This is a genomic window from Oleiharenicola lentus (assembly GCF_051660365.1).
In the GTDB taxonomy this organism is placed as follows: Bacteria; Verrucomicrobiota; Verrucomicrobiia; order Opitutales; family Opitutaceae; genus Lacunisphaera; species Lacunisphaera lenta_A.
The window spans coordinates 3,430,480-3,454,877 of record NZ_JBOZXB010000001.1 but is presented as its reverse complement, the minus strand read 5'-3'; the positions used below and the strand labels follow the sequence as shown (position 1 = coordinate 3,454,877).

Genomic DNA, 24,398 nt, shown 5'->3' with positions numbered 1-24,398 from the left:
TCGTCATGTCGCGCATCCTTCTCTCCTTCTGTTTTGGCCTGATCCTCGCGGCCCCCGCCCCGCTATTCTCCGCAGATCAAGCGCCCGCGCCGCTCGCCGTCATCACTGATCCCAACTACCGACTCAGCGGCGGCGACACGATTTCCATCACGGTTTACAACGAACTCGACCTCGCGACCTCCCAAACGATCGCGCGCTCCGGCGAAGCCCGCCTGCCGCTCATCGGTGAAATTCTCCTCATCGGACAAAGCATCCGCGAAGCCGAGCGGGCCATCGAAGCGGCTTATCAGTCGCGGCAGTTCTTGAAAAAGCCGGTCGTAAACCTCGTGGTTACTTCCTATTTTCCCCGTGAAATTTCCGTGCTGGGTGCCGTGCGCACTCCGGGTTCGGTGGTCTTCCCGCGCGATGTCGTCACCCTCGATATCGTAGAAGTAATCACTCGCGTCGGCGGATTTTTGCCCGTGGCAAAATCCGATGCCGTCACGATCACGCATCGCGACGCCGAAGGCAAAGAAACAGTCGTCACCGTCGATCTGGAAAAAATCATTTCCGGACGCCGTCAGCCCGGCCGCGACCGCGCCAATCTCGCACTCTATCCCGGTGACCGCGTGTGGGTGCCGGAGCGTTTGTTTTGATCCTGAGCCTGCTCACTTCCTAATGTCTTCCCCCGATTCTGAGATTCGCAATCGCACCAACGCCTCCAAGCGTTCCAGCAGCCTTTTTCGCCGAACTCCGCGAGATTTCTACGATTTATTTGTCGAACACTGGTGGCTTGGGGCCATTGCCGGAGTCGTCGCCGCCGGACTGATCGTCTGGTTCCGGCCCCATTTCGAAGCCATCTACACCACCGAAGTTTCGCTGCTTTTCGAAGCCCGCAAAGATCGCGTGCTCAACATTCAGGAGGTCGTCGACACAAGTTTACAGACGGCCACCGAACTTAACACGCACATGGAGCAGCTCCGCAGCAAAACCTTCGCGGACTACGTGCTGGCTTCGTTCAACCCGACCGAGACGACGCTCATTCAGCGCGCGTATCTCGACCCGGAAAATCCCGCGCTGCCACCACCCGCGCTCGCTGCGATCATTCGTCCCCACGTCAACGTGTTCGCTCGACGCAGCACGCCGATCATCGGCATTCAAGTCACGAATCGTTCCCCGGAAGCCGCCGCGCTCATTGCCAATCGTTACGCGCGCAAATACATCGACTACAATCTCGACAGCGCCAACACGCGCACCAATTCCGCCATCGTTTTCCTGCGCAACCAGGCCGAGGAAACTCGCACCCAAGTCGAAGCGGCGGAAAACGCGCTCCAGGTTTACCGCGCCAAGCACAACCTCGCCGCAATTGGTGAAACCCAAAACGTCGTGCTGCAAAAAATGGCTTCGCTCGGCACCGCCGTCGTGCGCGCCACCCTCGACCAGATCGATGCGAAATCACTGATCGACAAAATCGACGAATACCAGCGCACCGACCGCAACCTCCTCGAAATCCCCGCAATCCTGGCCTCGGGGCAAGTCAGCAATCTTAACAACAGTCTCATTACGCTGCTCTCGCAGCGCACGATGCTCAACGAGCATTACCTCGCGGAGCATCCCAAGATTAAACAAAACCAACTCGATGTCAGCGAGACGCAGCGAATGCTCGACGAGGGCACCAAGAAAGCCATCGCCGAACTCCATTCGCGCTACGAAGTCTCCGCCCAATACCTCGACCGCCTGCAGAAAGAAACCATCGGTTCAGAAGCGCAGGCCCGCGAACTCGATAAAATTTCCGTCGACTATAAATTCCTCGAGCAGGACGCCAATGCCAAGCGCAACACCTACACGCGCATCGTTGATCGACTCACCGAAGCCAACATCACGAGCCAGATGGCTAACACCAACATCGGCATCTTTGACCCGGCGTGGATCCCCGATGCGCCTTCCGACACCGGCGCATTCGACATTGCCCTCAAAGCCGGCGGCGCTGGCTTGAGTCTCCTCCTGCTCCTTCCGTTAGGACTGGGGCTGATTGATTCGCGTCTCCGCACCCCGGCGCAAGTCGAAGATTCACTCGATGAACCGCTGCTCGGCGTCGTGAAAAAAATGACCAAACTCGACGAAACCGAGCGCGCCCAAGTGTTCCGTCTGCAAAAAAATCGCGACATCGCCGAGGCCTACCGCGGAATTTTTTCCGAAATCGAAGTGCGCTCCTCCCTCGATTTTCCGAAAGCGTTGCTCGTCACGAGCAGCGTGCCGGACGAAGGTAAAAGTTCTCTTTGCAGCAATCTCGCCGCCGTATTCGCCGCGCATAAACGCCGCACGCTCCTCGTGGATGGCGATCTGCGCCGTCCGTCGCTGCATCGTTATTTCGGAATTAAGGTCACCTCCGGCTGGGTAGACTGGCTCGAAAGCGATCCCGCGATCCGCCCGGCAATTCCCAACGACATTTTGCACGTCAGCGACTACCTCGACCTGTTGCCCGCCGGTCGCAGCGTCACGCGACCCACCGAACTGCTCGATCAACTCAGTCGGCGCGAGACCCTTTCGCCACTTTTGCAGAAATACGATCTGGTGATCTTCGACACGCCGCCTGCTGCGATTTTTCCGGATGCACTGCTCCTCGCCCGCTGCTGCCATGAGATGATTTACGTCTGTCGCTATCGCACCGTGCGCGCCGCGATCATTCGCAAGGTGCTCGATCGTTTTGAGAGCGCCGGCATCTCCGTGCTCGGGGTCGTCTTGAATCAATTGCCGGAAAAGAAGGCCCAGAGCTTTGGGTATCACGGTTACGGCACGCAGACCGCAGACTACTACCGGGCATACGAAGAGAAATCAGTCACGTGAGTCTCTCCAGAACATCGGGCGATGGATTGCGAATAGCCGCAGGCGCGGTGTTCACTGCGCTGTTGGTATTCGCCCCGTTGAACTACGGATCTACGCGCGCAGGGGGTCCGGAAATCATTACTTTAGGATGCACTGCTGCCACGCTGCTCTGGGGTGCGTCATTGCTTATGAGTGGTCGTCGTCCGCAAGTGCCGGTCTTCGCAGCATGCGCCGTAGCACTTTTTGTCGTGGCCACATTCCCGTGGATCACCGGGTTAGCCACCGCCACGCCGGTCGCCTCGTTCACAGAAACTCATTTCGCACGCGTGGTCGCACGCTGGTCACTAAAAACCGTGTCGCGCACTCCTGAAAACACGCTCCCGTTCGCCGTCGCACTCGCCGCCGCCGCGCTGCCGCTGATCGATCTTTGCCGCGCGCGCACGTGGGCGCTGATCTTCACGATCACATTGGTCGTCACAGCCACGGGCGTAGCCGTGCTCGCCTTCTTGCAAAATTACACGCAGGCCACGGGGGTTTACTGGAGCGAGATCGAGAAAATGCCTGCAAACTTTTGCGGGACATTTTTTCATCACACGGCAGCCGGTGCCTATTTCAACACGGCATGGCCACTGGCGGCGGGCTTGAGCGTTGCGGCGTGGAGCGTCACGCGCACCCCACTTTCTACTTCGGTCGCCGTGGTCACGAGTGCGGCGACACTCCTGTTATTCGCTGCGCACGGCAGTCATATTTCGAGGTTTCCGCAAGTCGCGGCGTTGCTCGTCGCGCCTTTTCTTTGGTTGGGATTGAAAATTCGTGTTCGCGGAAAACGGGCCTTAGTCCTCGGGGCGACGGGAATCGCCGCTCTCCTTCTCATCCTAACGATGAGCGGGCGCCTGGGTGACATCACAGCGCGCTGGCGCTATTTCTTCACTCACTTTTCCACGAGCGCTTTTGTGGAGCCCACCATTTCTCCGCCGGAGTCGGCGTGGCCCGCGTTGATTCGGGATGATCTTTTTATTCCGTTCACCTCACACTACGGCTGGCTCGGGGATCGCGGCGAAGGCTGGCATACTGCCCTTCGAGCCATTGCCGACCGACCGCTCACCGGCCACGGCCCGGCCAACTGGATGGGCGCGGCGAGTCAGCATTCCGACGATCCTTTCGTGCGCACGTTTTTTCAATTTCTCCAATTCACCCATCAAGACCTGTTGCAATGCGCCGTCGAATGGGGCGTGCCAGCTACGTTGGGTTGGTGGGGATTTCTTGTTGGCGCCGTGGTCGCGGTGGTGCGCACGCGTGGATGGCGCAGTCCGCTCCATCGATCACTCGCCGTCGCCGCCGCGTGCGCACTCGCTGCCGTCTTGCTGCAGGCGCAATTGGACTTCCCGCTCGAAATGCCCGCTGTCGCTTTAAACGTCATCGTGCTCGCCGCGCTCGCATGGTCTGGACGCGTATCGCCTGCCAGCTCCGTTCACCCGCGCATCGCGTCAATCGCATGAACGCCCCGACGCTCACCGCTCAAAAAATTCTGATCCGGCCCAACCAATCCTGGCTGCGGCTGGATTGGGCCGGGCTCTGGCAGTATCGCGACTTGCTCGTGCTACTGGTGCAGCGCGATTTCACCTCCCGTTATCAGCAGACGATCCTCGGGCCGATCTGGTTTATCATCAACCCACTGATCAATGCCGTGGTCTTTACGGTTTTGTTTTCACGCATCATCGGCATTCCCACCGATGGTGTGCCGCCGATGTTGTTTTATCTCGGCGGCCAGCTTGCGTGGAATTATTTCGCCAACGTTTTAGGCACGACCGGCAATTCCCTCGCGGGCAACGCCAGTATTTTCAGCAAAGTCTATTTCCCGCGACTGATTCCGCCGCTCGCGATGTGCGGTTCGAGTCTGATCGCGTTCGCGGTGCAGTTCGCTGTGTTTGCCGCGTTCTGGCTCTACCATGTTCTCGCGACGCCCTTCGGTGCCTCACTGCACATCGACTGGAAGCTCGCGCTGCTCCCCTTGCTCATTGTGCAAACCGCCGCGCTCGGCCTGGGCATGGGTTTGGTGCTTTCCGCAATCACAGCCAAGTATCGCGACCTCCAGCAACTCACCGGCTACCTGCTGCAAATCGGCATGTATGCGACACCGGTCATCTATCCGCTTTCGCGCATTCCTGAGGAATGGCGCTGGCTCGCCGGCCTCAATCCCATGGCGTCCATCGTCGAACTCACGCGCGTAATTCTCCTCGGCGTGGGCAGCGTGACCCTCGTGAGCCATGCGATCTCACTGCTGCTCACGGCCGCGGTTCTGCTCGGCGGCATCGTGCTGTATCAGCGCACCGCCCGCACGTTTGTCGACACCGTCTGAACTCCGCCATGACCCAACCCATCATCAGCGCGCGGGGCGTCTCGAAACGCTACCAACTTGGCCAGATTGGCATGTCTAGTTTCCGCGACGAACTCGAACGACTCTCCGCGCGCTTCTTGCGTCGTTCGATCTCGCAAACGAAACCTGCACTCACCGGCGAGTTCTGGGCGCTCAAAGACGTGGAATTTGACATTTTCCCGGGGGAAATCGTCGGCGTCATCGGACGCAACGGTGCCGGCAAAAGCACGCTCTTAAAAATCCTTTCGCGCACCACCGAACCCACCGCTGGCGAGATCACGATGCACGGTCGCGTCGGCAGCCTGCTCGAAGTCGGCACGGGGTTTCATCCGGAACTCAGCGGACGCCAGAATATTTTCCTCAACGGTGCCATCCTGGGAATGTCCCGCGCCGAGGTCTCGAAAAAATTCGCCGAGATCGTCGAATTCGCCGAGATCGCGGCTTTCATCGACACGCCCGTGAAACGTTATTCTAGCGGCATGTATGTGCGTCTCGCCTTCGCGGTCGCCGCGCATTTGGAGCCAGAGATTTTGATTCTCGACGAGGTCCTCGCCGTGGGCGACGCCGACTTCCAACGCAAATGCCTCAACCGCATGTCGGAAATTTCCACCACCGATGGACGCACTATTCTCCTCGTGAGCCATAACATGCAGGCGCTCCGCCGGCTCTGCACCAAGTGCCTCTACCTCGAAAATGGCCGCAGCGTCGGCATCATGCCCGTCGAAGACGCGATCGCGCGCTACTCGCAGCACCTTCAATCGTCGCCCCTCCGTGTGTCGCTCGTCGATCGACCACGCGGCCACGGCGAAGGGACGCGGGTCCGCCTAGTGGAACTCGGCACGCCCGACGGCCGAGCGATCCGTTACGGGCAATCCGCGGAGTTTTATCTCGATTTCAAACTGACCGAGCCGGTGCGGCGTTTCGCCGTTGGCCTCGGTTTCGCCACGCGGGAAGGCCAGCGCGTGCTCACGCTTGATTCCGACACGATGACGCCTGCCCTCGACTTCGAACCGGGCAGTTATCGCATCACCCTCGGACTTGAGTTTTGGCCGCTGCCCCAAAGCCAATATCATGTGAGCTGCGCTGCGATCGAAGGATCGTCCTATCCGGACGCACTGGTCGATGTCGCTCTCTGGGACGTGTTGCCCGCGGCCGAGGATGAGACGACGCATCGCTCTTCCCCCAATGCGCGCCCGCGCGTTTCCGTCCGCGTCGCCGCTTTGAACATCGCGACGCCCACCCTCGCCCACGCGTTGTGAACAAACTCCTCATTGTCACGCGACACACCCCTCTTCCGTGGGAAGATGGTGCCGGCGCTTATCTGCACGACATCGCGAGCTTCCTCGCCAGCCACGGCTTTCGCGTCGAAGTGCTCTGGCTCGCTCCGCATGAACATATCCGTTGGAGCAAACGCTGGCGATTGCCCGATGCCTTTGACGCCGCCGTGCGTCTCTCTTTTCCCGAAGGACTTCGCTTTGGCCGGTCGTTTATTTTTCCCGCGATCGTCTGGCTGCCGCTCAAGGCAAACCTGCTCGACCGCGCCCGCCGCTGCTTGCGCGCCGTGGGCATCAATCCACCGCGCCATCACTTGAAAGCAAATGTCATCGCCGATGCGTCGACCGAAGTCGTCCGCCGCCCCTGGGCCTCGCCACCTTCCGCCGGAGAATTGGAATTCGTGCAACGTTTCGCCGAAAAACACCGTCCGCACACCGTGATGGCGAGCTACGCCTGGATGTGTCCGCTCCTCGCGTTGCCCGCGTTGAAACGGGCCGTGCCGGTCTGCCTCACCCACGACATCGGCTGGCAACGCGCCGCGCTCACCTCCTCCGGTTCGCCAGAAATATCCTGCACCGAGGAAACCGCTTGGCTGCAACCCGCCCGCATCATCGTGGCAATCTCCGAGTCCGACGCGGGAGAATTGCGGCGCATCGCTCCTGCTTCGCGCGTGATCGTCGCCCCGAAAGCCCTGCCAATTCATCCTCATGTCGCCGAATCTGCGGTAGCTCGTTTGATTTTCGTAGGCAGTGACAATGCGTTTAACGTTGAGGGACTCACCTGGTTTTTGAGCGAGATCTGGCCGCGGATTCGCAAAGGATTCCCTGCCGTCACTCTTGATATCTGCGGTTCCATCGAGCGCGCCGTGGCCCTGCGACCTGACGGCGTGGTTTTCCATGGCATCGTCCCAAGTCTGAAGTCGTTTTACGAACGATCCGCCATCGCCATCGTGCCGCTGCGCCGGGCCACTGGGCTCAACATCAAACTGGTCGAGGCCGCGGCCTTCGGGCGCGCGATCGTCGCCACTCCCGCCACGCTCAAGGGCGCGCCATTTCTGCGCGGCGCGCTCATCGTCGCGGATTCACCGGAAGAATTCGCCGAGGCCGTGCTGCGCCTGCTCGAATCTCCTGCCGAACGCACCGCCACCGCGGCACGCGTGCTCGCAGTCGCGCGGGAACATCTTTCGCCGGGCGCATGCTACGGTCCCCTCGCCGCGCTGCTGCATCAAAGTTGCTAATCCGCACGCGATGAAGTCACCGGTCATCTATATTTTTTTCAATCGGCCCGAGGTGACCCAACGGACATTTCGCGCGCTGCGTCGTCAGCGACCCGCGCGCCTCCACCTTATCGCCGACGGTCCTCGCGCGGCAAAGCCCGACGACATCGCGCTATGCCAGGAAACGCGCTGGCTCGTTGAAAACATGATCGATTGGCCGTGCGAAGTCACCCGTGACTACGCCGATATCAATCTTGGCTGTGGCCGACGAATCTCGACGGGCCTGACCACGGCGTTCGCAATGCTCGGGGAAGCGATCGTGCTGGAAGACGACATTCTTCCGCATCCCGATTTTTTCCCGTTCTGCGATGCGATGCTGGCGACGTATCGTCACGATCCCGATGTCCATGCGATTTCCGGGTTTCAACCCTTGGGCCGTTATGCTCCGTCGCGTGGCCCGGTCGTGCCGAGCACGTTTAATTGGATTTGGGGCTGGGCATCGTGGCAGCGCGCGTGGAAGGACTATCGGTTCGATTTTAAAAAAGCGTGGGAAAGCCCGATCGTGCGGGACGGTGTGCGCGATTACGTGAATGACGCGCTGAATTTCCAATGGCATCGCGCCAACTTCGATCAACACGTGCGCGGGAGCGTGGACACGTGGGATTTTCAGTGGAGCTTCGCGCTTTTCTCACAACGCCGGGTGACGCTCGTTTCGTCCGTAAATCTGATTCAAAATCTCGGCTTCGACTCAGCGGCGACTCATACGACCGCACCAGAGCCTTACCTGCAGACTCTCCAGGTTTATCCGCTCGTGCCGGCTGGTCGGCGGCGCAGCACGGCGAAGCCGGATCGTCTTCACGACAAACTTTTCGGGAAAATCATTCACAGTCACTCGCCCCGCCGCATCAGCCTGCTACGCGCGTTCGCCAACACTTTCGGTTTTTTCCGCCCATTTTTTAAATCCTGAGATGCGTTCGCTCCGACAATTCTGCAAACCCTGGCTCCGCGCTACTGGCAATCGCCTGCGATTTCCCCACGCCCGCATCGGCACGGGGAGTTACTTCTCAGGCGGCTGCCATCTCGCTCCGGGTGTGACCGTGGGCAATAACTGCCGCGTCTTCGGGGCGCACTTGGGTGGCGCCACCCAGCTGGGGGACGATGTCATTGTCGGGCACGACACGCGCATTTTCAGTTCCACCCTCGGCGATCGCTGCCTGCTGGAACGCAATGTCCAACTGGCGGGAAGCACTTTCGCCAACGATATCTCCATTCAAACCAGCTGCGTGTTAAACGATGTGCAGATCGGTCGTTTCTCATATCTGGGCCGTGAAACCCTGCTCGGTAGCGTGGAGGTCGGTAGCTTCTCTTCGATCGGTCCGCGTTCATTACTCGGCTGTGGTGAACATCCGAGCGACCTCGTTTCGACGGCTCCCGTTTTTTATTCTACACGCCGGCAGTGCGGCACCTCGTTCGCCGAAAAAAACCTGTTTCACGAACGCCGCAAAATCATCGTGGGGCACGATGTCTGGATCGGCGCGCAGGTCTTCGTGCGCGACGGCGTGATCATCGACGACGGCGCCATCGTGGCAGCTGGCGCCGTGGTCACCGAGGACGTGCCCGCCTACGCCATCGTCGGCGGCGTGCCCGCGAAACTCATTCGTTACCGCTTCGACAGTGAGACCATCGAAAACTTGCTTCGTTTGCGCTGGTGGCACTGGGATGAGCCTCGCTTGCGCGCCGCGCAGCCGTGGTTCGCCCAGCCGGATGTGTCCGCATTTTTCGACCACGTCCGTTCGTGAACCGTTACTCTCACTCTCCCCTGCTCAGCGTGCTGCTGCCCGTGCATAACGCCGCGCGTTATCTACCCGCCGCCCTGGCCAGCCTCGCGGCGCAAACCCTCACTGATTTTGAAATCATCGCCGTGGACGACGGCTCGACTGACACTTCGCCTGCCCTCTTGAGGGCTTACGGCGCGCACGATCTTCGCCTGAATATAATCTCCCAAGAAAACACCGGCATCGTCGGCGCGCTCAACGCCGGGCTCGGTCTCGCGCGCGGCTACTTCATCGCCCGGATGGACGCCGACGACATCGCATTGCCAAACCGTTTCGCTACGCAACTCGCTTACCTTCGTGAACACCCGCACTGCGTCGCCGTGGGCACCGACGTGCTTTACGTCGATCCCGAGGGCGCACCACTCGTGAGACACCGTCCCGCGCTTGATCACGCCACCATCATCGCCCAGCTCCTCGAAGGAAATGGCGGCGCCCTCGTTCATCCCAGCGTGCTTTTTCGGCGCGACGCGATCGAACAAGCCGGCGGTTACCGGGCACGTTACAACTGGGTTGAAGACCTGGATCTCTATCTTCGTCTGGCTGCCATCGGGTCACTCGCAAATTTACCGGACGTTTTCCTTCACTACCGGCAGCACTCGAAAAGCGTTAACAGCACGCAAGGAAACCGCGAAACCCTGCGTCACGAGATCGTCAATCCGCACCGCCACGCGGCCGGGCTTTCGACTCTGGTTACGAAACCCTCCTCCGTGGCGATTCCCCAGAATCAAGCTGACTGGCGACGCCATTGGGCCTACGACGCGACGCGCGGCGGAGAAAATTCCTCCGCCCGAAAAAATGCGTGGCGGGCCTGCTTCGCCGCGCCGCTCGACCTGCGCAACTGGCGATGCCTACGTTACACCTTCGCTTCCACCTCATGAACCCGATTCGTCAAGCCGTTCATGTGCTCATGGAATCGACCGGACTGGATCGTCATGTCGATTCCGTCGCGCTCAATCTACGGCGCGAGCGCGCGCACGCCAAAAAATTTCCGGTGCTCGGCGCGCGTGAAGCAAACACGTGGATCGGCGATCTCATCCGTGCGGGGAAGCCGGCTGCGCTCGGCAAAATCGGCGATCGCGAATGTTGCGCGCTCGCGGCGCATTTACGCTACCGCCAGTTCTACAAATACACGTGGGCCGCGCCTTCTTTCGGCGAGGCGGAACTCTTTCAACAAGCCGGCGTCTTTCCGCCCACCGACCGGGTGTATCAGCGGTTTTGCGAAGTATACCTTTCACGACTCGCGACACTCGACGCCTGCGCGGTCTGGGAAAATCCCGGCGAAAGCCGCGTGCTGGCCAGTCACGCACCGCACGCGCGCCGGATCGAACTGCAATCGCTGGAACCTTATTTTTTTCCTTCGCCCTGGTCCGCCGCGCTCGCCGGCAAACGCGTGCTCGTCGTCCACCCTTTTGCCACGAGCATCCGCACGCAATACGAGCGCCGCACCGAGCTGTGGCCGACCCAGACCGACGTGCTGCCCGCTTTTGAGATCGAAGTGATTCGCTCGCCCTACGGTTTCGCGAATAATGAATTTACCGATTGGTTTGCGATGCTCGCGTGGTTGGAAAATGCGATCGCGGCGGCGCATCGCCGACATCAGATCGACGTCGTGTTGCTCGGCTGCGGTGCCGCCGGACTGCCATTGGCCGCATTCGCGAAGAGCCTCGGATCAATCGGCATTCATACCGGTGGGCCGACGCAATTGTTATTCGGGATCCGCGGCGGGCGGTGGGATCGGCTTCCGGGATTTCAGCATTTTTTCAACGAAGCGTGGACGCGTCCACGCGCCGACGAAACGCCCGCCGCGGCCCAGCAAGTAGATCGCGCCGGCTATTGGTAAACACGACTGTGCCTCATCTCCTCTACATTGGTCAGACTCCCGCGGAAGGTCCGGGGAGTCCGGTCATCATTCTTCGGCATCTCCAACGGCTCGCCGCCGACGGTTGGAAAATCACCATCGTCGCCGAGAACGGCCAGGACGTCGCCGCATGCATTCGCGCCAAGTGGACGGTGATCCTGCTTCCATTGCGTCGCTTCTGGTGGCCGCCATTTCGGCGCGCGCTGCCGATTTCCCGCACCGTGCGCACCTGGTTGCTCGCTGGCGAATGTCTCACGCGCATCGCTCACCAGCCGCCCGACGCCGTGCTCGGCTACTTGGCGGCCCATGATGATTTTTACGCGGAAATCGCTTCGCAGTTTTCCCGGCGCAGCGGTGTCCCACTCACGCTCCTGATCCATGACGACGCCGCGGCATTCGTCACGGATGCAAAAGTGAAACGTCGATTGCACCGTCATCATGAATCCATGTTGCGTAACGCCCGTCGCAACTGGTTCGTTTCGCGCGAACTCGGCCTGGCGTATCGACTCCCGCGCCCCATCCAGGTATTGCCGCCGTTGCCCGCGGGCCGTCCCCATTTCTGCGAGTGGCAAACCAAATTCGCGCTTTGGCCCCGGGTTTACTACGCCGGGTTTATCTGGCCTGCCCAGTATCCGCTTCTCCTCCAAATCTCGCGCACACTCAACGTGGCCGGTGCGAGCCTTGTGTTGATCGCCCGCGAAACGCCCGAGCTGAAAGAATTCTTAAACGCCACGCGGATCGCCCACGTGTCGCCCTTTGAAACCAATCACGAAGCGCTCACCCACCTCGCGACTGAGGCGGCCGCCGTGCTGGTTTCTTACACGCAAACCATCGAGGAGATGCCGTGGATTGCGACGAGTTTCCCGAGCAAACTGGTCGAGTATGCGCAACTCGGTTTGCCGTGTGCCATCGTCGCGCCGAATGCGAGTGCGGTCGGCCAATGGGCGAAGCGCACGGATTATCCCGATTTTTTCAACCCCACCGAGCATTCGCGACTAACCCAGTGGGCCCACGATCTCCGATCCCCGAATTCCTGGCAGACGCGCAGCAGTGCCACGCGTGAACTAGCCGCAGGCGAATTCAATCCGGACCGTATTCAGAATCGTTTCGCGGCCGGTCTCCTCAGCAATTGATCCATTCATGATTCCCTTGCCCATCGTCCTCGTCGGCTGCGGTGCCGTCAGCCAGCACTTTTATGCTCCTGCGTTGCGCGCGCTCGAAGCCACCGGGGTTCTCCGCATGCACGCACTGGTCGATCCGGCCGCGTCCTCGCTCGCCGCGCTGCATGCGATTTTTCCCCACGCCACGACCGCGGACAACCTTTCCGGAGTAACAGCTCCACGCGACAGTCTCGCAATTATTGCGTCGCCGCCCGTCTGGCATGCCACGCAAACCATCGCGGCTTTCTCGAAAGGCTGGCACGTGCTGTGCGAAAAACCGATGGCCGCTACCACTATCGAAGCAGACGGAATGATCCACGCCGCCTTGGCCGCAGGCCGGATTCTCGCGGTCGGTCACTACAAACGTTTCTTCCCTTCGAGCCAGTTGCTCAAATTCTTCTGCACGCCTGGCGGGCCGCTGGGTGAATTATGCAGTTTCCGCGTAATCGAAGGCGGTCCGTTTTCATGGCCGGCCGCCTCGCCGGGTTTTTTCAAACGCAGCGAAACACCCGGCGGTGTGCTGTTTGATCTGGGCATCCACGGACTCGATTTGCTGCTGTGGTTGCTCGGGTCACCCGATCACTTCACCTACGCCGACGACGCGATGGGCGGGCTCGAAGCCAACGCTCACGTCTCCCTTCAATTTGGAAAAATCACCGGCAGCATGCAGCTGAGCCGCGATTGGAAGACCGCGCAGCGGTATGAATTCGAATTTCAACGCGGCACGTTTAGCTGGACGGTGAATGATGCCAATGGCGTCGAGCTGACTTTCCGTGATGCACCGTTCGCAATGCGCAGCACGCTGCACGACCTCACCGGCCGCACCGCCGCGACCAACGCCCAAAGTTTTATCGCTCAACTTCAACATGTGCTCGCCGCGATTCGCAACGGATCGCCGGTGCTCGTCGACGGTTACGCGGGAAAACGAGCCCTCGCCTTGGTTGAGGCCTGTTACGCGCGCCGCACGCCCCTGGCCCAACCGTGGTTAACCGCGCCCGAACAAGCGCACCCGCAACTTCAGCGCACCCTCTCATGAAAGTAGCCATCATCGGCGCCAACGGATTTATCGGCACGCGCCTCGTCGAACTATTTCACCTCACCGGTCGCCACACCGTGGTCACGGTCGTGCGGCGTGCCGCGAGTCTCGCGCTGACGGCGCGGTTCGCACTCGATTCCCGGATTGGCGATGCGTTGTCCGTGCCTTCGCTTTCCGCCGCACTCGCTGGATGTGACGCAGTCGTGCACACCGCGATTGGCGACCCGCATCAAATCCAACGCATGCCCACCGTGCTGTGTCTCGCCGCGGCGCGCGCGGGTGTGCGCCGGGTGGTTTATCTGAGCAGTGCGTCAGTGCATGGCCAGGCTCCTGTGCCGGGCACGAGCGAAGACTCACCGCTGCATTGCCACCATGCGATCGATTACAACAACGCCAAGGTTCGCGCAGAACGCATTTTCTTTTGGGAGTGCGCTCGTCACAATCTCGATGGCTTCGCCCTGCGCCCCAGTGTCGTCTTCGGCCCGCGCTCGCGCTGGATCACTGACCTGGCCTCCGATCTCCGCCGCAATCAAGCGTGGCTGCTCGGTGACGGCGAAGGAATTTGCAATACCCTCTACGTGGACAATCTCGTGGAAGCAGTGGCCAAGAGCCTCGCCGCGCCTGCGGAAGCCGCCGGGGCCTACCTCGTGGGCGACGCCGAATGCGGCACGTGGGGAAACTTTTACCGGCAAGTGGCCACGTCACTCGAGATCGATTGCTCCACGATTCACCGCGTCATTCACCTGCCGAATTTTCAGCGGACGCGACAGGAAAACGTGGCGCGGCTTATTGCCAGTCCGGCGATGCAAACATTGCTACCTGCCGTGCCGTCACGATTAAAACAAATGGGAAAACAATTCATCGCCTCGGTGGTGCATCCCGCGGCGGTGGCCGACAGCTGGCAAATTCAACCTGCACCGACCCCACGCATCACGCAGGAACTCGCCTTGCTCCAGCAATGCCGTTGGGTGCTGTCTTCCGACCGCGCGACGAATCGTTTGGGCTATCGCCCCGTCGTAAATTTCAGCACTGCGATCGAGCGCAGCCTCGCGTGGTTTGCTTTTGCCGAAGGAAGATTGTGAAAATCAGCGTGCTCATCGCAGCCTACCATGCGGCGCCGACGCTGGCCAAAGCCATCGCCAGTGTGCAGGCGCAAACTTATCAGGACTGGGAAATTATTGTCGTCGAAGACGGCTCGCATGACGGCACCGAGGCATTGGTGCGCGCAATCGCACTTTTCGGGCCTCAATCCATTCGCTACGAAAACCTCGGCGTGAACCAAGGCGTGGCGGCGGCGCGCAACCGGCTGCGCGCCCTCGCGAAAGGCGATGCGTTCGCCTTCCTCGATGCCGATGATTGGTGGTCGCCGAATCATCTCCAACTTGGCGCGGCCCAACTCACCCAAGGCGCAGGTCTCGTGGTGATGGGCGTGCGGATGTTCGCTCTTGAAACAGGCGAATCGCTGGGCGACGTGCACGCACCCGATTCGCTCGTCAACGATCCCATCGGGACGTTGTTCGAGGAAAGTCACATCGTCACCAGTTCATGTGTGATCTTCTCCCGGGCGACCTCTGCAAAAGTCGGCGCGTTCGATCTGCGTTTTCGCATCGGGGAAGATCGCGATTACTGGCTCCGGGCAGCACTGAACAACGTCCGTTTTGCTCGGGAATCAATCGTCAGTTGTCACTACGCCAAGCACGCCACCAGCACGATGAGCCGCACTTCGCTGGTCGCGACACAGGCGGTAATGTTCTACGAAAAATACTCCGACTTGACCGGCATTCTCGGGCGAGCCCGGAATCGCCAGCTCGCGCACAGCCTCATCCAAGCCGGGCGTTTGTTGCGCGCTAGCGATCCCGCCGCAAGTGCCGCGCACATCCGCCGCGCGTGGAAACTGACGCCGGGAAATTTAACGGTCATGCCTCACTTTGCGTATTCTAAACTTCACGAGTGGTTCGAAACGCGACCCTCACAAGTGTTGTTAGTCGCCGATCAACTCGGTGGCCAGTGCAGCTATTCGGGCATTCATCAACTGGGACGTTTTCTAAAAGATGAACGTGCCGTTCGCGTCATCGGCACGCCCGACACTCGCGCGCGTCGCATCATCGGGAAATTATGGAGCCTTCTGCGTCGCTGGCCCGTGCGTAACCAATCGCTCGCTTACACGGAGTTGGAAACGGGTTGGGCCCTTGCAACGTCGTCGCTTTCCGCCGTGCACTTTCTCGTCGGCGAAAATCATGCGCCCTACCTGGCCGAGTCGCGCGGCAAGCAGCCTGTCATCGCTACCTTGCACATGCCCGCGTCGACTTTCAATACGCCTCCGCCAAAGAGCGGTCGAGTGCACACCTTGGTGCTGCTCACCGCCCGCGACAGGAAATTTTTCGCCGGCGCGTGGGGTTCACAACAGATTGTCGTGATTCCGCACGGCGTGGACACCACGTTTTTCCATCCGGGCAATGCCGTGGATTTAACCCCGCCGTCGATTCTGGTCGTGGGACGTTTCCTGCGCGATTTCCAGCTCACCGCTGCCACCGTGATGAAACTTGCTGCAGCCCACCCGACTTGGCGTTTCGATTTCGTGGTGCCGGCTGCTTCGTGGCACGGCGCGGAACTCGCCCCGGTGCGTGCGCTACCGGGTGCGCACTGGCATGACCGCATCAACGACGAGCAATTGCGCGCCCTCTATCAAGGTGCTCACTGTCACCTCACCCCGTTCGCGGACTGCACTGCCAACAATGCGCTCGTCGAATCCCTCGCGTGCGGTTTGCCAATCGTGACCACCGATCGCGGCGGCGTGCGCGACTACGGCGCAGGGTCAGTCTATCCGCTCGCAGAGGCGGATTCAGCCGCCGCACTCGCGGCACTCTGCGAACGCTACATCTTCGAACCGCACTGGCGGGCGCGCATCGCGGCGTCATGCCGGCATTTCGCAGTCGAAACCCTGTCCTGGCCGGTAATCGCCCGCCATCACCTCACGTTGTATTCGCAGGTCACCCACGCGGCATGAGCACTTCCGTCAGCATTTGTATTCCTGCCTACAACGCCACGCGTTACCTGCCTGAAACGCTGGCCAGCGTGCGCGCACAGACTTTCACCGATTGGGAACTGATCGTCACCGAGGACGGATCGACCGATACGGTCGAAGCGCTCGTCAAGGAATTCGCTAAAACAGTTCCGCAGTCGGTTACTTATCAACAGCACGAGAAAAATCTCGGACTTCCGGCGACACGGAACACCGGGATTGAGGCTGCGCAACACGACTGGATCGCGTTGCTCGACAGTGACGACGTGTGGACCCCCGATCACCTTGCAACACTCGTAGCCTTTTCTCAGCACCGTCTGCGCACGGATTTTGTTCACTCGGGTTCGGTGTTGTTCGACAGCGATTCAGGCCGGGAACTCGAAACGCGCGCACCCTCGCCTTCGGTGATCCACTCCTATCCGCGCTCGCTCTACCTAGGTGACTATGTGGTGCAACCCTCCTCTGTGCTAATAAAGAAATCCTTGTGGACGCGGGCCGGCGGATTCGACCCGGCGTATCGGTATGTTGAAGATCGGGAAATGTGGCTGCGGTGCGCACGCGCCGGCGCGATCTTCACTTTCACGGGCACGCACACCTGCCGCTACCGCAAGCACGGCGCGGCGCTCACCACGCACGCCGTGGAGATGGCGCAAGCGAGCGCGCGGGTGTTCGAGCAACACTTGGAGTGGTCCGTGGTGAGACGCTCGCGCCGTCATCACCTCGCTGCCGAAGCCTGGGTTTCGGTGGGACGCTTTACTCTGCGCTCCGACCCCGCCAAGTCGCGCGCGTGTTTCGCGCACGCCTGGAGCATGCACCGTTCGCCGCGCATAGCGGCTTACTGGCTCCTCGCGTTTTTCTTCGAATCAAAAACCACCAATCAGCCCATTTAATGGCCACTTCCTTTCCCAGCACCCTAAACTCTCTCCTGCCATCGTTCCTGCAGCCACGCACGGTGCTTCGCCGTCGCCTCGAACAGGCAACGCGTGACCACTTTGTTTTAGCAGGCCCGTTTGCGGGCATGAAATATGTCGATCAATCAATCGGCAGCATGTGGTGGCCGAAAATTCTCGGCACTTACGAACGTGAACTCGCTGCCATCATCGAAACTCTCTGCCGCGAAGCCCCGCGCCATATCATCGACGTAGGCGCGGCCGAAGGTTACTACGCGATCGGCTTCGCGTGGCGCTGTCCGCAAAGTCAGGTCACCGCTTTTGAGGGAGAAGCCTCCGGTCGCGCTCTCCAAAGCAGTCTCGCCAAACTCAACGGGGTGGCCGCGCGTGTGAAAATCGCGGGCTTTTGCGACCAAGCAGAACTGCGCGACACCCTCACCGGCAAAGAAAGTGGACTCATTATCTGCGATATCGAAGGCGGCGAACTCGCCCTGCTGGACCCAGAAAGCATTCCGGAACTCACGTCCGGCAGATGGACGCTCCTCGTCGAGATTCACGAACATGTGCACGCCGGCATTGTTCGCATCCTCACAGAACGGTTTAGCGCGACTCACTCTTCGGAGGAAATTCTAACGGTTGAACGCGAACCAAAAAATCTGCTCCCCGCCGTGCGTTGTTTCGGACTTTCCCGCTGGGTTGCGCCCTACCTCGATGAACGTCGCCCCGGTCCGATGCGCTGGTTGCTCCTGCGTCCGAAACTTTAATTGCAACACTATGCTTTCAGCGACCATGCCAACGCCCGTCATCCACCTCGCGATGCAATCCGACCAAAACTACGCGGACGGCTTGGTTGCGACTTTGTGCGGCGTGGCGAAGCACTTGCCGACCGCGTTGCATGCCTCGGTGTGGGTGATCGATTGCGGCATTCACCCGAGCACGCGGAAAGAACTGGAGACATTAATTGCGGACCGCCTGCCGAATCTCACCCTGCATTTTCTCTCGATTGAGGCTGAAGTGCTGGATCGATTCCCGTTCCCGGTTGGGCTGCAGCACGCGAACCGATCTGTTTACGCGCGCATTTTTCTCCCGCAATTACTGCCGACCGTTGATCGGATTCTTTATCTCGATTGCGACCTGCTGGTGGACACCGATGTCTCCGCGCTCGCCGCACTGCCGTTGCACGGCGCGCTCGTCGCCGCCGCCGTCGATGTGGAAATGAAGCCCGAGAACGACATCCGGGATTTCAATTCGGGGGTGATGCTGATGGATCTCGCCGCCATGCGCACCGAGCAGCTGACCGAACGCGCCGTCACCGCGGCGGGCGAAAACAACACGCGCCACGGCGACCAGACTTTGCTGAACGAGTTGTTGCGTGGCCGCTGGGTTTCATTGGAGCCGCGATGGAATCGTCAGGTTTTCCTGCTGCCGAGCTTCAGCATCTTTCGCAATCAAGCGCACACCATTTGGCATACTTACATGGCGCAAAAACCCTGGCACTTTCACCGCGAAGGCGCGCGAGGCTTGGTCGCCGACTACTACGCGATGCTCGATAGCGTCGGCTGGCGGCCAACTTCAAAACCTGAACTCAGCATGACGGCATCGACCGGTCGTGACCTGTTCAAACAGGCGCTTGCCACCATCAGCCGTAATTTTCTCCCGAGCTCCTAGCGCATCGCTATCATGAAATTATCCGTTGCCATCTGCACCCGTAACCCGCGCCGGGAATACCTCGACCAAGTTCTTTCCGCTCTCTCGAAGCAAACACTGTCACCTTCCGAATGGGAGTTGCTCCTCATCGACAGCGCGAGCGATCAGCCTTTGCCGGAAACGATGACGCTCCATCTCGGGCTTGGCATCCGCGTCGTGCGGCTCGAAATTTCCGGCATCATGCGGGCGCGCTGTGCCGCCATCGCGGAAGCGCGCGCACCTTTGCTCCTTTTTCTCGACGACGACAATGTGCCTTCTGCCCACTATCTTGAACGCGGTTTGGAAATCGCCGCGCAATGGCCGCAACTCGGTTGTTGGGGACCAGCGATCATCGCGCCGCTTTGCGAGAGTCGTCCAGCCGCCGACGTCGCCCAGGAACTCAATCGCATGGCCTGTTGCGATTTTCCGACCGATCGATGGAGCAATACGCTGGAAGTCGTCCCACCCACGGCTGGACTTTTCATCCGCACTGAGCTCGCGCGTGACTACGTCACGTTTGCGGAAGACGATACGCGCCGCCAATTGCTCGGCTCCACGTCCGATCGCTTTTTTCGCGGTGAAGACACCGACTTGGTTTTCTTCCTCGTCAAAAAGGGTTGGGGCGCGGGTCAGTTTCGTCCACTCGCGCTCGATCATCTCATGCCCAACCAACGTCTAAACGAAGACTACATTGTCTCGCTCGCCAAGGTCGCGGCCGGCAGCGCCCTGCTGGTGAACTACCTCTGGGGCGTTCCGCCCCGCAGAAATTCACGACTGGACGAAGTCGTCTACTGGCTCAAAAGCCTGCGCTTCACCGGGCTTCCGCGCCGCATCGCCCAAGCCCATCGCGCCGGCGAAGCCGAGGCCCGCGGGCTGATTGCGACCCTGACGGCATGAAAAATTCCTATCGACTCTACGCGCGCCGTTACCCGGGGCCTGAAACCCACGTGCCGTTTCTCGCGCCGTGGTGGGGCGTGCCCCTCGAAGACGCGTCCTCGCTCAATCGCGGCCAGTTTGATCGTTGGGCAGCAATGTTGCCCGAAGCATACACTTTGGTGGAGGCGCTTGCTGACTCCGACGTCGTAGTGCTTTCAATTTCCTGGAAAGCCACGCGACAGAATTTAGGCGCGCGCGTATTCGCCAATGAAGAAATCCGCGCCGCCGGCCTCGCGGGAAAGCAAATCGTGATTTTTTTCGATTCGGATCATGATGAAGAAATCGACTGGCCCACCCATGCGATTGTCTTTCGTTTTTCGATTTACGCGGACACGTGCCGGACGAACGAATTTGCCATTCCCACCTTTAGCCAGGATTTCCTCGCCGAGCATTACGACGGAACGCTCGCGACCCGCGCAAAAACCTCCACGCCGAGCGTGAGCTTCTGCGGTTACGCACCTCCGTTGGGCGGGAAATTTTCTATTCGATCGTTAAAGGAAAGCGCCCGCTACCTTGCTTACCGTTTGAAGCTATTAAAGAGCCGCCGGCGTTGGATCGCCCATGCCCCGCGAGTCCAAGCGATCCGCACGTTGCGGCGTGCTCGCAGTGTAGATTGCCGTTTTGTGGTGCGGAAGGAATTCGCTTTCAACCAGTGGGGAGTGCTGCAGCCCGGCGGCTCCCCGGACTCGGCAAAACAACAGCGGCAGCAATTCCTCGATAACCTCGATGATGCCGACTATGCGCTTTGCACCCGCGGCCTGGCGAACTGCTCTATCCGTTTTTACGAAGCGCTTAGCCTCGGTCGTCTGCCACTCTTCGTAAACACCCGGTGCGTGCTGCCCTACGACTGGCTGGTTGACTGGAAAAAAATCGGGCTTTGGGTGGACGCCCGCGATCTTCCGCGAATCGGTGAAATCCTTCGCGCGCACTATGCACGTCTCACACCAGAGAGCTTCGTAGCCCAGCAACACGCGGCGCGAGCACTGTTTGAGAAATGGATTCGGCCTGAGAATTTTTTCGCCGAGATGCACCGGCACTTCTCGCTCGGTCACCCAGTAGTTCAGTCATGAAAACCGTCGTCACCACCCTCTTCGAAGGCGACTACCATCTGGGCGCCGCCGCGCTGATCAACTCCCTGTGCGCCGCCGGCTATCAGGGAACCGTCGTCTGCGGCTACCGCGGAGTATCACCCCCGTGGACTGAGTCCGCGCAGGCCATCAAAGGGGTCGCGGTCGAATTCATCACCGTCGAGACCGACGCCCACCTTACCAACTACAAAGCGGAATTTCTCCAATTGGTGTTCGGTGTCCTTCATCCGTCTGCAGATCAACTTTTTTACTTCGATCCCGATATCATCATCAAGACCCGCTGGTCATTTTTCGAAGAATGGGCCGCCTACGGGGTCGCTCTCGTGGAAGACGTCAATTCGCCGCTCCCCGAATCTCATCCGCGCCGCGGGGCGTGGCGCCGCTGCCTCTCAGCCCGCGGACTGCGGGTGAAGCGCGAGACACCGCTTTACGCCAACGGCGGATTTATCGGAGTGGCGCGCGCCCAGCGCCAGTTCCTCAATGACTGGCAGGTCGCCATGGCGCTCGTGAGCGAAGAAATCGGCGGCCTCGCGCACTCGATGTTCTCGTTTGGAGCCGATCGGCCGGATCTCGCCTCGCCGGCTTATCCGTTCAACAAGACCGATCAGGACGCCCTCAACATCGCCCTCATGACGTCAGGCGAACCGATCTCCGTCATGGGCACCGAGGGCATGGATTTTCGTCCCGGCGGCTGGACCATGGCGCATGCGCTCGGCACGGAAAAACCCTGGCGCAAACATTTTATGCGCGCTGCCCTGGCGGGGCGCCGGCCCTCTTCCGCCGACCGCGCGTTTTGGGCGCACACGGAAACACCGCTTAATATTTTTCCAGCTTACCTGCGCACCCAGCGCAAACTCGCGCTCGATCTGGCCGGACTTATTGGCCGCTGCTACCGCCGCGCCTAGCGCGTTTCTCTCGGTATCGCGGCGGCCCAAACCAGCGAGTCCGCGTTACGCTGTTCAAATCTGTTCTGTGAAAATTCTTTTTATCTGCGGCTCACTTGAGCCGGGCCGCGACGGCGTCGGCGATTATACCCGGCGTCTGGCCGGCGAATGCGTGGCGCGCGGCCACTGCTGCGTGCTGCTGGCTTTGCATGATCCGTATCTGTCGCTAAACACCGACGAAATTCAGGATGAGTCGCGCGCGATTAGGCTGCCGTCATCTCTGCCCTGGTCGGAACGCCTCGCGCGGACCAAATCACTGCTCGAAGAGCAGGCGCCCGACACGGTGAGCTGGCAAATCGTGCCCTACGCGTTTCATCCGCGTGGTTTTCTGCCCGGCGCGTTGCTCGCCAGTTTACCGGGTCTGCGCGGGCGGCGTTGCCATGTGATGATGCACGAGTTGTGGATCGGACTCGAAAAAGGCGCGCGTTGGCCGGATCGCGTGGCCGGATGGCTGCAACGTCGCGGGCTGTTGTGTCTGCTTGAGCAACTGGAACCCGACCTTGTTCACACTTCCAACGCGACTTATCAACAAGCGCTCGCGCTCAACCATTGGCCGGCGGAAATCCTCCCGCTCTTCGGAAACGTGCCGGTCGCACACGCCACCGTGGGAGATCGCAACGCGCTCACGCGCTGGATTCCCCCGACTGAAAATATCCCTGCGCTGGTCGCGGTGACGTTTGGCACGCTGCATTCGCAATGGCAGCCGGCGGCGACCGTTGACTGGTTGTTGGCCACGGCCAAACGCCTTCGTCGGTCACCGGTGCTTCTCGTGCTCGGTCGCGCGGGCGCGGCGGCGGAATCGTTATTAGATGTATTTCGCAGAGCCGGCGTGCTGGTCGTGACCACCGGCGAACTCGAACCGGCATCGCTGTCCCAAATCCTGGCTGCCGCCCACTGTGGAATCGCGCCGCATCCGTGGGCGCTCATCGGGAAAAGTGGCGCGGCCGCGGCCATGCTCGAACACGGTTTGCCCGTGGTCGTTCCGCGCGACGAATGGCAACTGCGCGGCACCACTGGCGCCGACTCGGCGCAATCGTTGGATCCGTTGCTGGTGCGCCTCGCGGATCTCAACCCTGCACGCACCGATGCGTGGCTCGCAGCAGGTCGTTCCCCCCAAGCGATGCTCGAGAAGACCGCTGATGCCTTTCTCGCAGCATTGGATTTTCCCCAACCAAGTCCTTGATGAATTTACTCTTCTACGTCCCTGCGATGGCTCCTTACGGCGGCATCGAACGCCATCTCTGCCGACTCGCGGCCTACGCGGCTGCTCACGGCCACACCGTTCGATTTTTAACCACCGGCGATTCGCTGTGCGCCGACCTGCGCCGCGACTTGGAGCACCCGAACATTATTTTCCGGGAGTTGGCCGCACCGCGCGGAAGCATCGGTCCGCTGAAAAAGATCATTTGGTTGCTCAACGAACTGCGAAGCTGCCGTCGGCCCGCGTGGGACGTGATTTATACGAATGCGCAAAGTGGTTTTGCCAGATTGGTGTGGGGTGCAGCTGGCGCGCGGACGCGCATCATTCATCATCACCACACGTCAGCAGACGCCGCCGAACAAAAAACCTGGTCGCGGGTTTACCGTCACGTGTTGCGTCACGCGCGCAAGCTCGTGGGTTGCAGCAAGGCTACTTGCGCGGCGATCAATCGCGCGGTGGGTCGCAGCGATGCATATTTCCTGCCCTACCTCGCCGCATGCCCGGTTGCCGGCGATGAAGTGACCGAACACCTCGCGAGCCCGATCCTGCGTTTCGGATTTTGCGGACGCTTGATTCCCGAAAAAGGCATCGACGCAATCCTCGCTCTCGCCGCTCGTCCCGAACTCGCCGATATCGAGTGGCAGATCCACGGAGCAGGCGACGTCTTTCCGCCGGCACGCTTCCAGGGACTCGCGCGTATTTTCTATCACGGGGCTTATCGCTCGCTCGAAGCTCACCGTGACGTCCTCAAGTCCCTCGATGCCGTGGTGCTTTTTTCCACGCACAATGAAGGCATGCCGCTCTGCCTGATCGAAGCGATGTCCGCCGGCCTGCCGTGGATCGCCACTGATCGCGGCGGCACGCGCGAGCTCGCGCTTTCCACGTTCGATAGCGTCGTGGTTTCCGCTTCCGCGGACCTGGAGGAACTCGCTCGCGACGTTCGCCTGCTCGCCGACCGCATCCATAGCGGCGCTACCTCACGCCGCCGGCAGCGCGCACACTACGAAACGCACTTCGCCCCGGAAATCGTCGCGGCCCGCTGGCTCGAATTTTTCAAACAATAAATCCG

General features: G+C 60.4%; 22 protein-coding genes. All 22 read left to right on the top strand.

Going from position 1 to position 24,398, the window contains the following annotated elements; translation table 11 throughout:
* Positions 1-5: 5 nt before the first annotated feature.
* Entirely contained in the window at positions 6-635 is a 630-nt protein-coding gene (locus ACRRQW_RS13445) for a polysaccharide biosynthesis/export family protein (protein WP_438481994.1), read from the top strand.
* Between the two features lie 22 nt (positions 636-657).
* Complete coding sequence (locus tag ACRRQW_RS13440; protein ID WP_438481993.1) at positions 658-2,826, top strand: GumC family protein; 2,169 nt, start codon at positions 658-660, stop codon at positions 2,824-2,826.
* A gap of 227 nt (positions 2,827-3,053) precedes the next feature.
* Positions 3,054-4,304 (top strand): O-antigen ligase family protein, encoded by a 1,251-nt coding sequence (locus ACRRQW_RS13435; RefSeq protein ID WP_438481992.1) that lies wholly within the window; start codon positions 3,054-3,056, stop codon positions 4,302-4,304.
* Positions 4,301-5,164 carry an ABC transporter permease gene (locus ACRRQW_RS13430; protein WP_438481991.1) on the top strand — a complete coding sequence of 288 codons (864 nt, stop codon included), beginning with the start codon at positions 4,301-4,303 and terminating at the stop codon, positions 5,162-5,164. Before ACRRQW_RS13435 ends, ACRRQW_RS13430 begins: the two co-directional genes overlap by 4 nt.
* 8 nt (positions 5,165-5,172) lie before the next feature.
* A complete protein-coding gene (locus tag ACRRQW_RS13425) occupies positions 5,173-6,441 on the top strand; it encodes an ABC transporter ATP-binding protein (RefSeq protein ID WP_438481990.1) in 1,269 nt (422 codons plus the stop codon).
* The gene (locus ACRRQW_RS13420) at positions 6,438-7,694 is read left to right on the top strand and encodes a glycosyltransferase (RefSeq protein WP_438481989.1); all 1,257 of its coding nucleotides are present in this window, start codon (positions 6,438-6,440) and stop codon (positions 7,692-7,694) included. Before ACRRQW_RS13425 ends, ACRRQW_RS13420 begins: the two co-directional genes overlap by 4 nt.
* 10 nt (positions 7,695-7,704) lie before the next feature.
* Positions 7,705-8,640 (top strand): glycosyltransferase family 2 protein, encoded by a 936-nt coding sequence (locus tag ACRRQW_RS13415; RefSeq protein ID WP_438481988.1) that lies wholly within the window; start codon positions 7,705-7,707, stop codon positions 8,638-8,640.
* Between the two features lies 1 nt (position 8,641).
* Positions 8,642-9,472 (top strand): CatB-related O-acetyltransferase, encoded by an 831-nt coding sequence (locus ACRRQW_RS13410; RefSeq protein ID WP_438481987.1) that lies wholly within the window; start codon positions 8,642-8,644, stop codon positions 9,470-9,472.
* Entirely contained in the window at positions 9,469-10,386 is a 918-nt protein-coding gene (locus ACRRQW_RS13405) for a glycosyltransferase family 2 protein (RefSeq protein ID WP_438481986.1), read from the top strand. Before ACRRQW_RS13410 ends, ACRRQW_RS13405 begins: the two co-directional genes overlap by 4 nt.
* A complete protein-coding gene (locus ACRRQW_RS13400) occupies positions 10,383-11,348 on the top strand; it encodes a hypothetical protein (RefSeq protein WP_438481984.1) in 966 nt (321 codons plus the stop codon). The genes ACRRQW_RS13405 and ACRRQW_RS13400 overlap by 4 nt, the downstream gene beginning before the upstream one ends.
* Before the next feature lie 8 nt (positions 11,349-11,356).
* Positions 11,357-12,499 (top strand): hypothetical protein, encoded by a 1,143-nt coding sequence (locus ACRRQW_RS13395; RefSeq protein ID WP_438481983.1) that lies wholly within the window; start codon positions 11,357-11,359, stop codon positions 12,497-12,499.
* Between the two features lie 7 nt (positions 12,500-12,506).
* Complete coding sequence (locus tag ACRRQW_RS13390) at positions 12,507-13,562, top strand: Gfo/Idh/MocA family protein (RefSeq protein WP_438481982.1); 1,056 nt, start codon at positions 12,507-12,509, stop codon at positions 13,560-13,562.
* Positions 13,559-14,644, top strand: a complete 1,086-nt coding sequence (locus ACRRQW_RS13385; protein ID WP_438481981.1) for an NAD-dependent epimerase/dehydratase family protein — start codon at positions 13,559-13,561, stop codon at positions 14,642-14,644. The genes ACRRQW_RS13390 and ACRRQW_RS13385 overlap by 4 nt, the downstream gene beginning before the upstream one ends.
* Before the next feature lie 8 nt (positions 14,645-14,652).
* Positions 14,653-16,569 carry a glycosyltransferase gene (locus ACRRQW_RS13380; protein ID WP_438481980.1) on the top strand — a complete coding sequence of 639 codons (1,917 nt, stop codon included), beginning with the start codon at positions 14,653-14,655 and terminating at the stop codon, positions 16,567-16,569.
* Positions 16,566-17,474, top strand: coding sequence for a glycosyltransferase family 2 protein (locus tag ACRRQW_RS13375; RefSeq protein WP_438481979.1), 909 nt, complete (start codon positions 16,566-16,568; stop codon positions 17,472-17,474). Before ACRRQW_RS13380 ends, ACRRQW_RS13375 begins: the two co-directional genes overlap by 4 nt.
* 128 nt (positions 17,475-17,602) lie before the next feature.
* Positions 17,603-18,238: a hypothetical protein gene (locus ACRRQW_RS13370; RefSeq protein WP_438481978.1), complete on the top strand. Its 636-nt coding sequence runs from the start codon at positions 17,603-17,605 to the stop codon at positions 18,236-18,238.
* A 25-nt stretch (positions 18,239-18,263) separates the two neighbouring features.
* Positions 18,264-19,142, top strand: a complete 879-nt coding sequence (locus tag ACRRQW_RS13365) for a glycosyltransferase family 8 protein (protein WP_438481977.1) — start codon at positions 18,264-18,266, stop codon at positions 19,140-19,142.
* A 12-nt stretch (positions 19,143-19,154) separates the two neighbouring features.
* On the top strand, positions 19,155-20,057 hold the full coding sequence (locus ACRRQW_RS13360) for a glycosyltransferase (RefSeq protein WP_438481976.1): 903 nt from the start codon (positions 19,155-19,157) through the stop codon (positions 20,055-20,057).
* Positions 20,054-21,166, top strand: coding sequence for an exostosin domain-containing protein (locus ACRRQW_RS13355; RefSeq protein ID WP_438481975.1), 1,113 nt, complete (start codon positions 20,054-20,056; stop codon positions 21,164-21,166). The genes ACRRQW_RS13360 and ACRRQW_RS13355 overlap by 4 nt, the downstream gene beginning before the upstream one ends.
* Positions 21,163-22,089, top strand: a complete 927-nt coding sequence (locus tag ACRRQW_RS13350) for a hypothetical protein (RefSeq protein ID WP_438481973.1) — start codon at positions 21,163-21,165, stop codon at positions 22,087-22,089. Before ACRRQW_RS13355 ends, ACRRQW_RS13350 begins: the two co-directional genes overlap by 4 nt.
* A 67-nt stretch (positions 22,090-22,156) precedes the next feature.
* Positions 22,157-23,311, top strand: coding sequence for a hypothetical protein (locus tag ACRRQW_RS13345; RefSeq protein WP_438481972.1), 1,155 nt, complete (start codon positions 22,157-22,159; stop codon positions 23,309-23,311).
* Positions 23,311-24,393 carry a glycosyltransferase family 4 protein gene (locus ACRRQW_RS13340; protein ID WP_438481971.1) on the top strand — a complete coding sequence of 361 codons (1,083 nt, stop codon included), beginning with the start codon at positions 23,311-23,313 and terminating at the stop codon, positions 24,391-24,393. The genes ACRRQW_RS13345 and ACRRQW_RS13340 overlap by 1 nt, the downstream gene beginning before the upstream one ends.
* Positions 24,394-24,398: the final 5 nt, after the last annotated feature.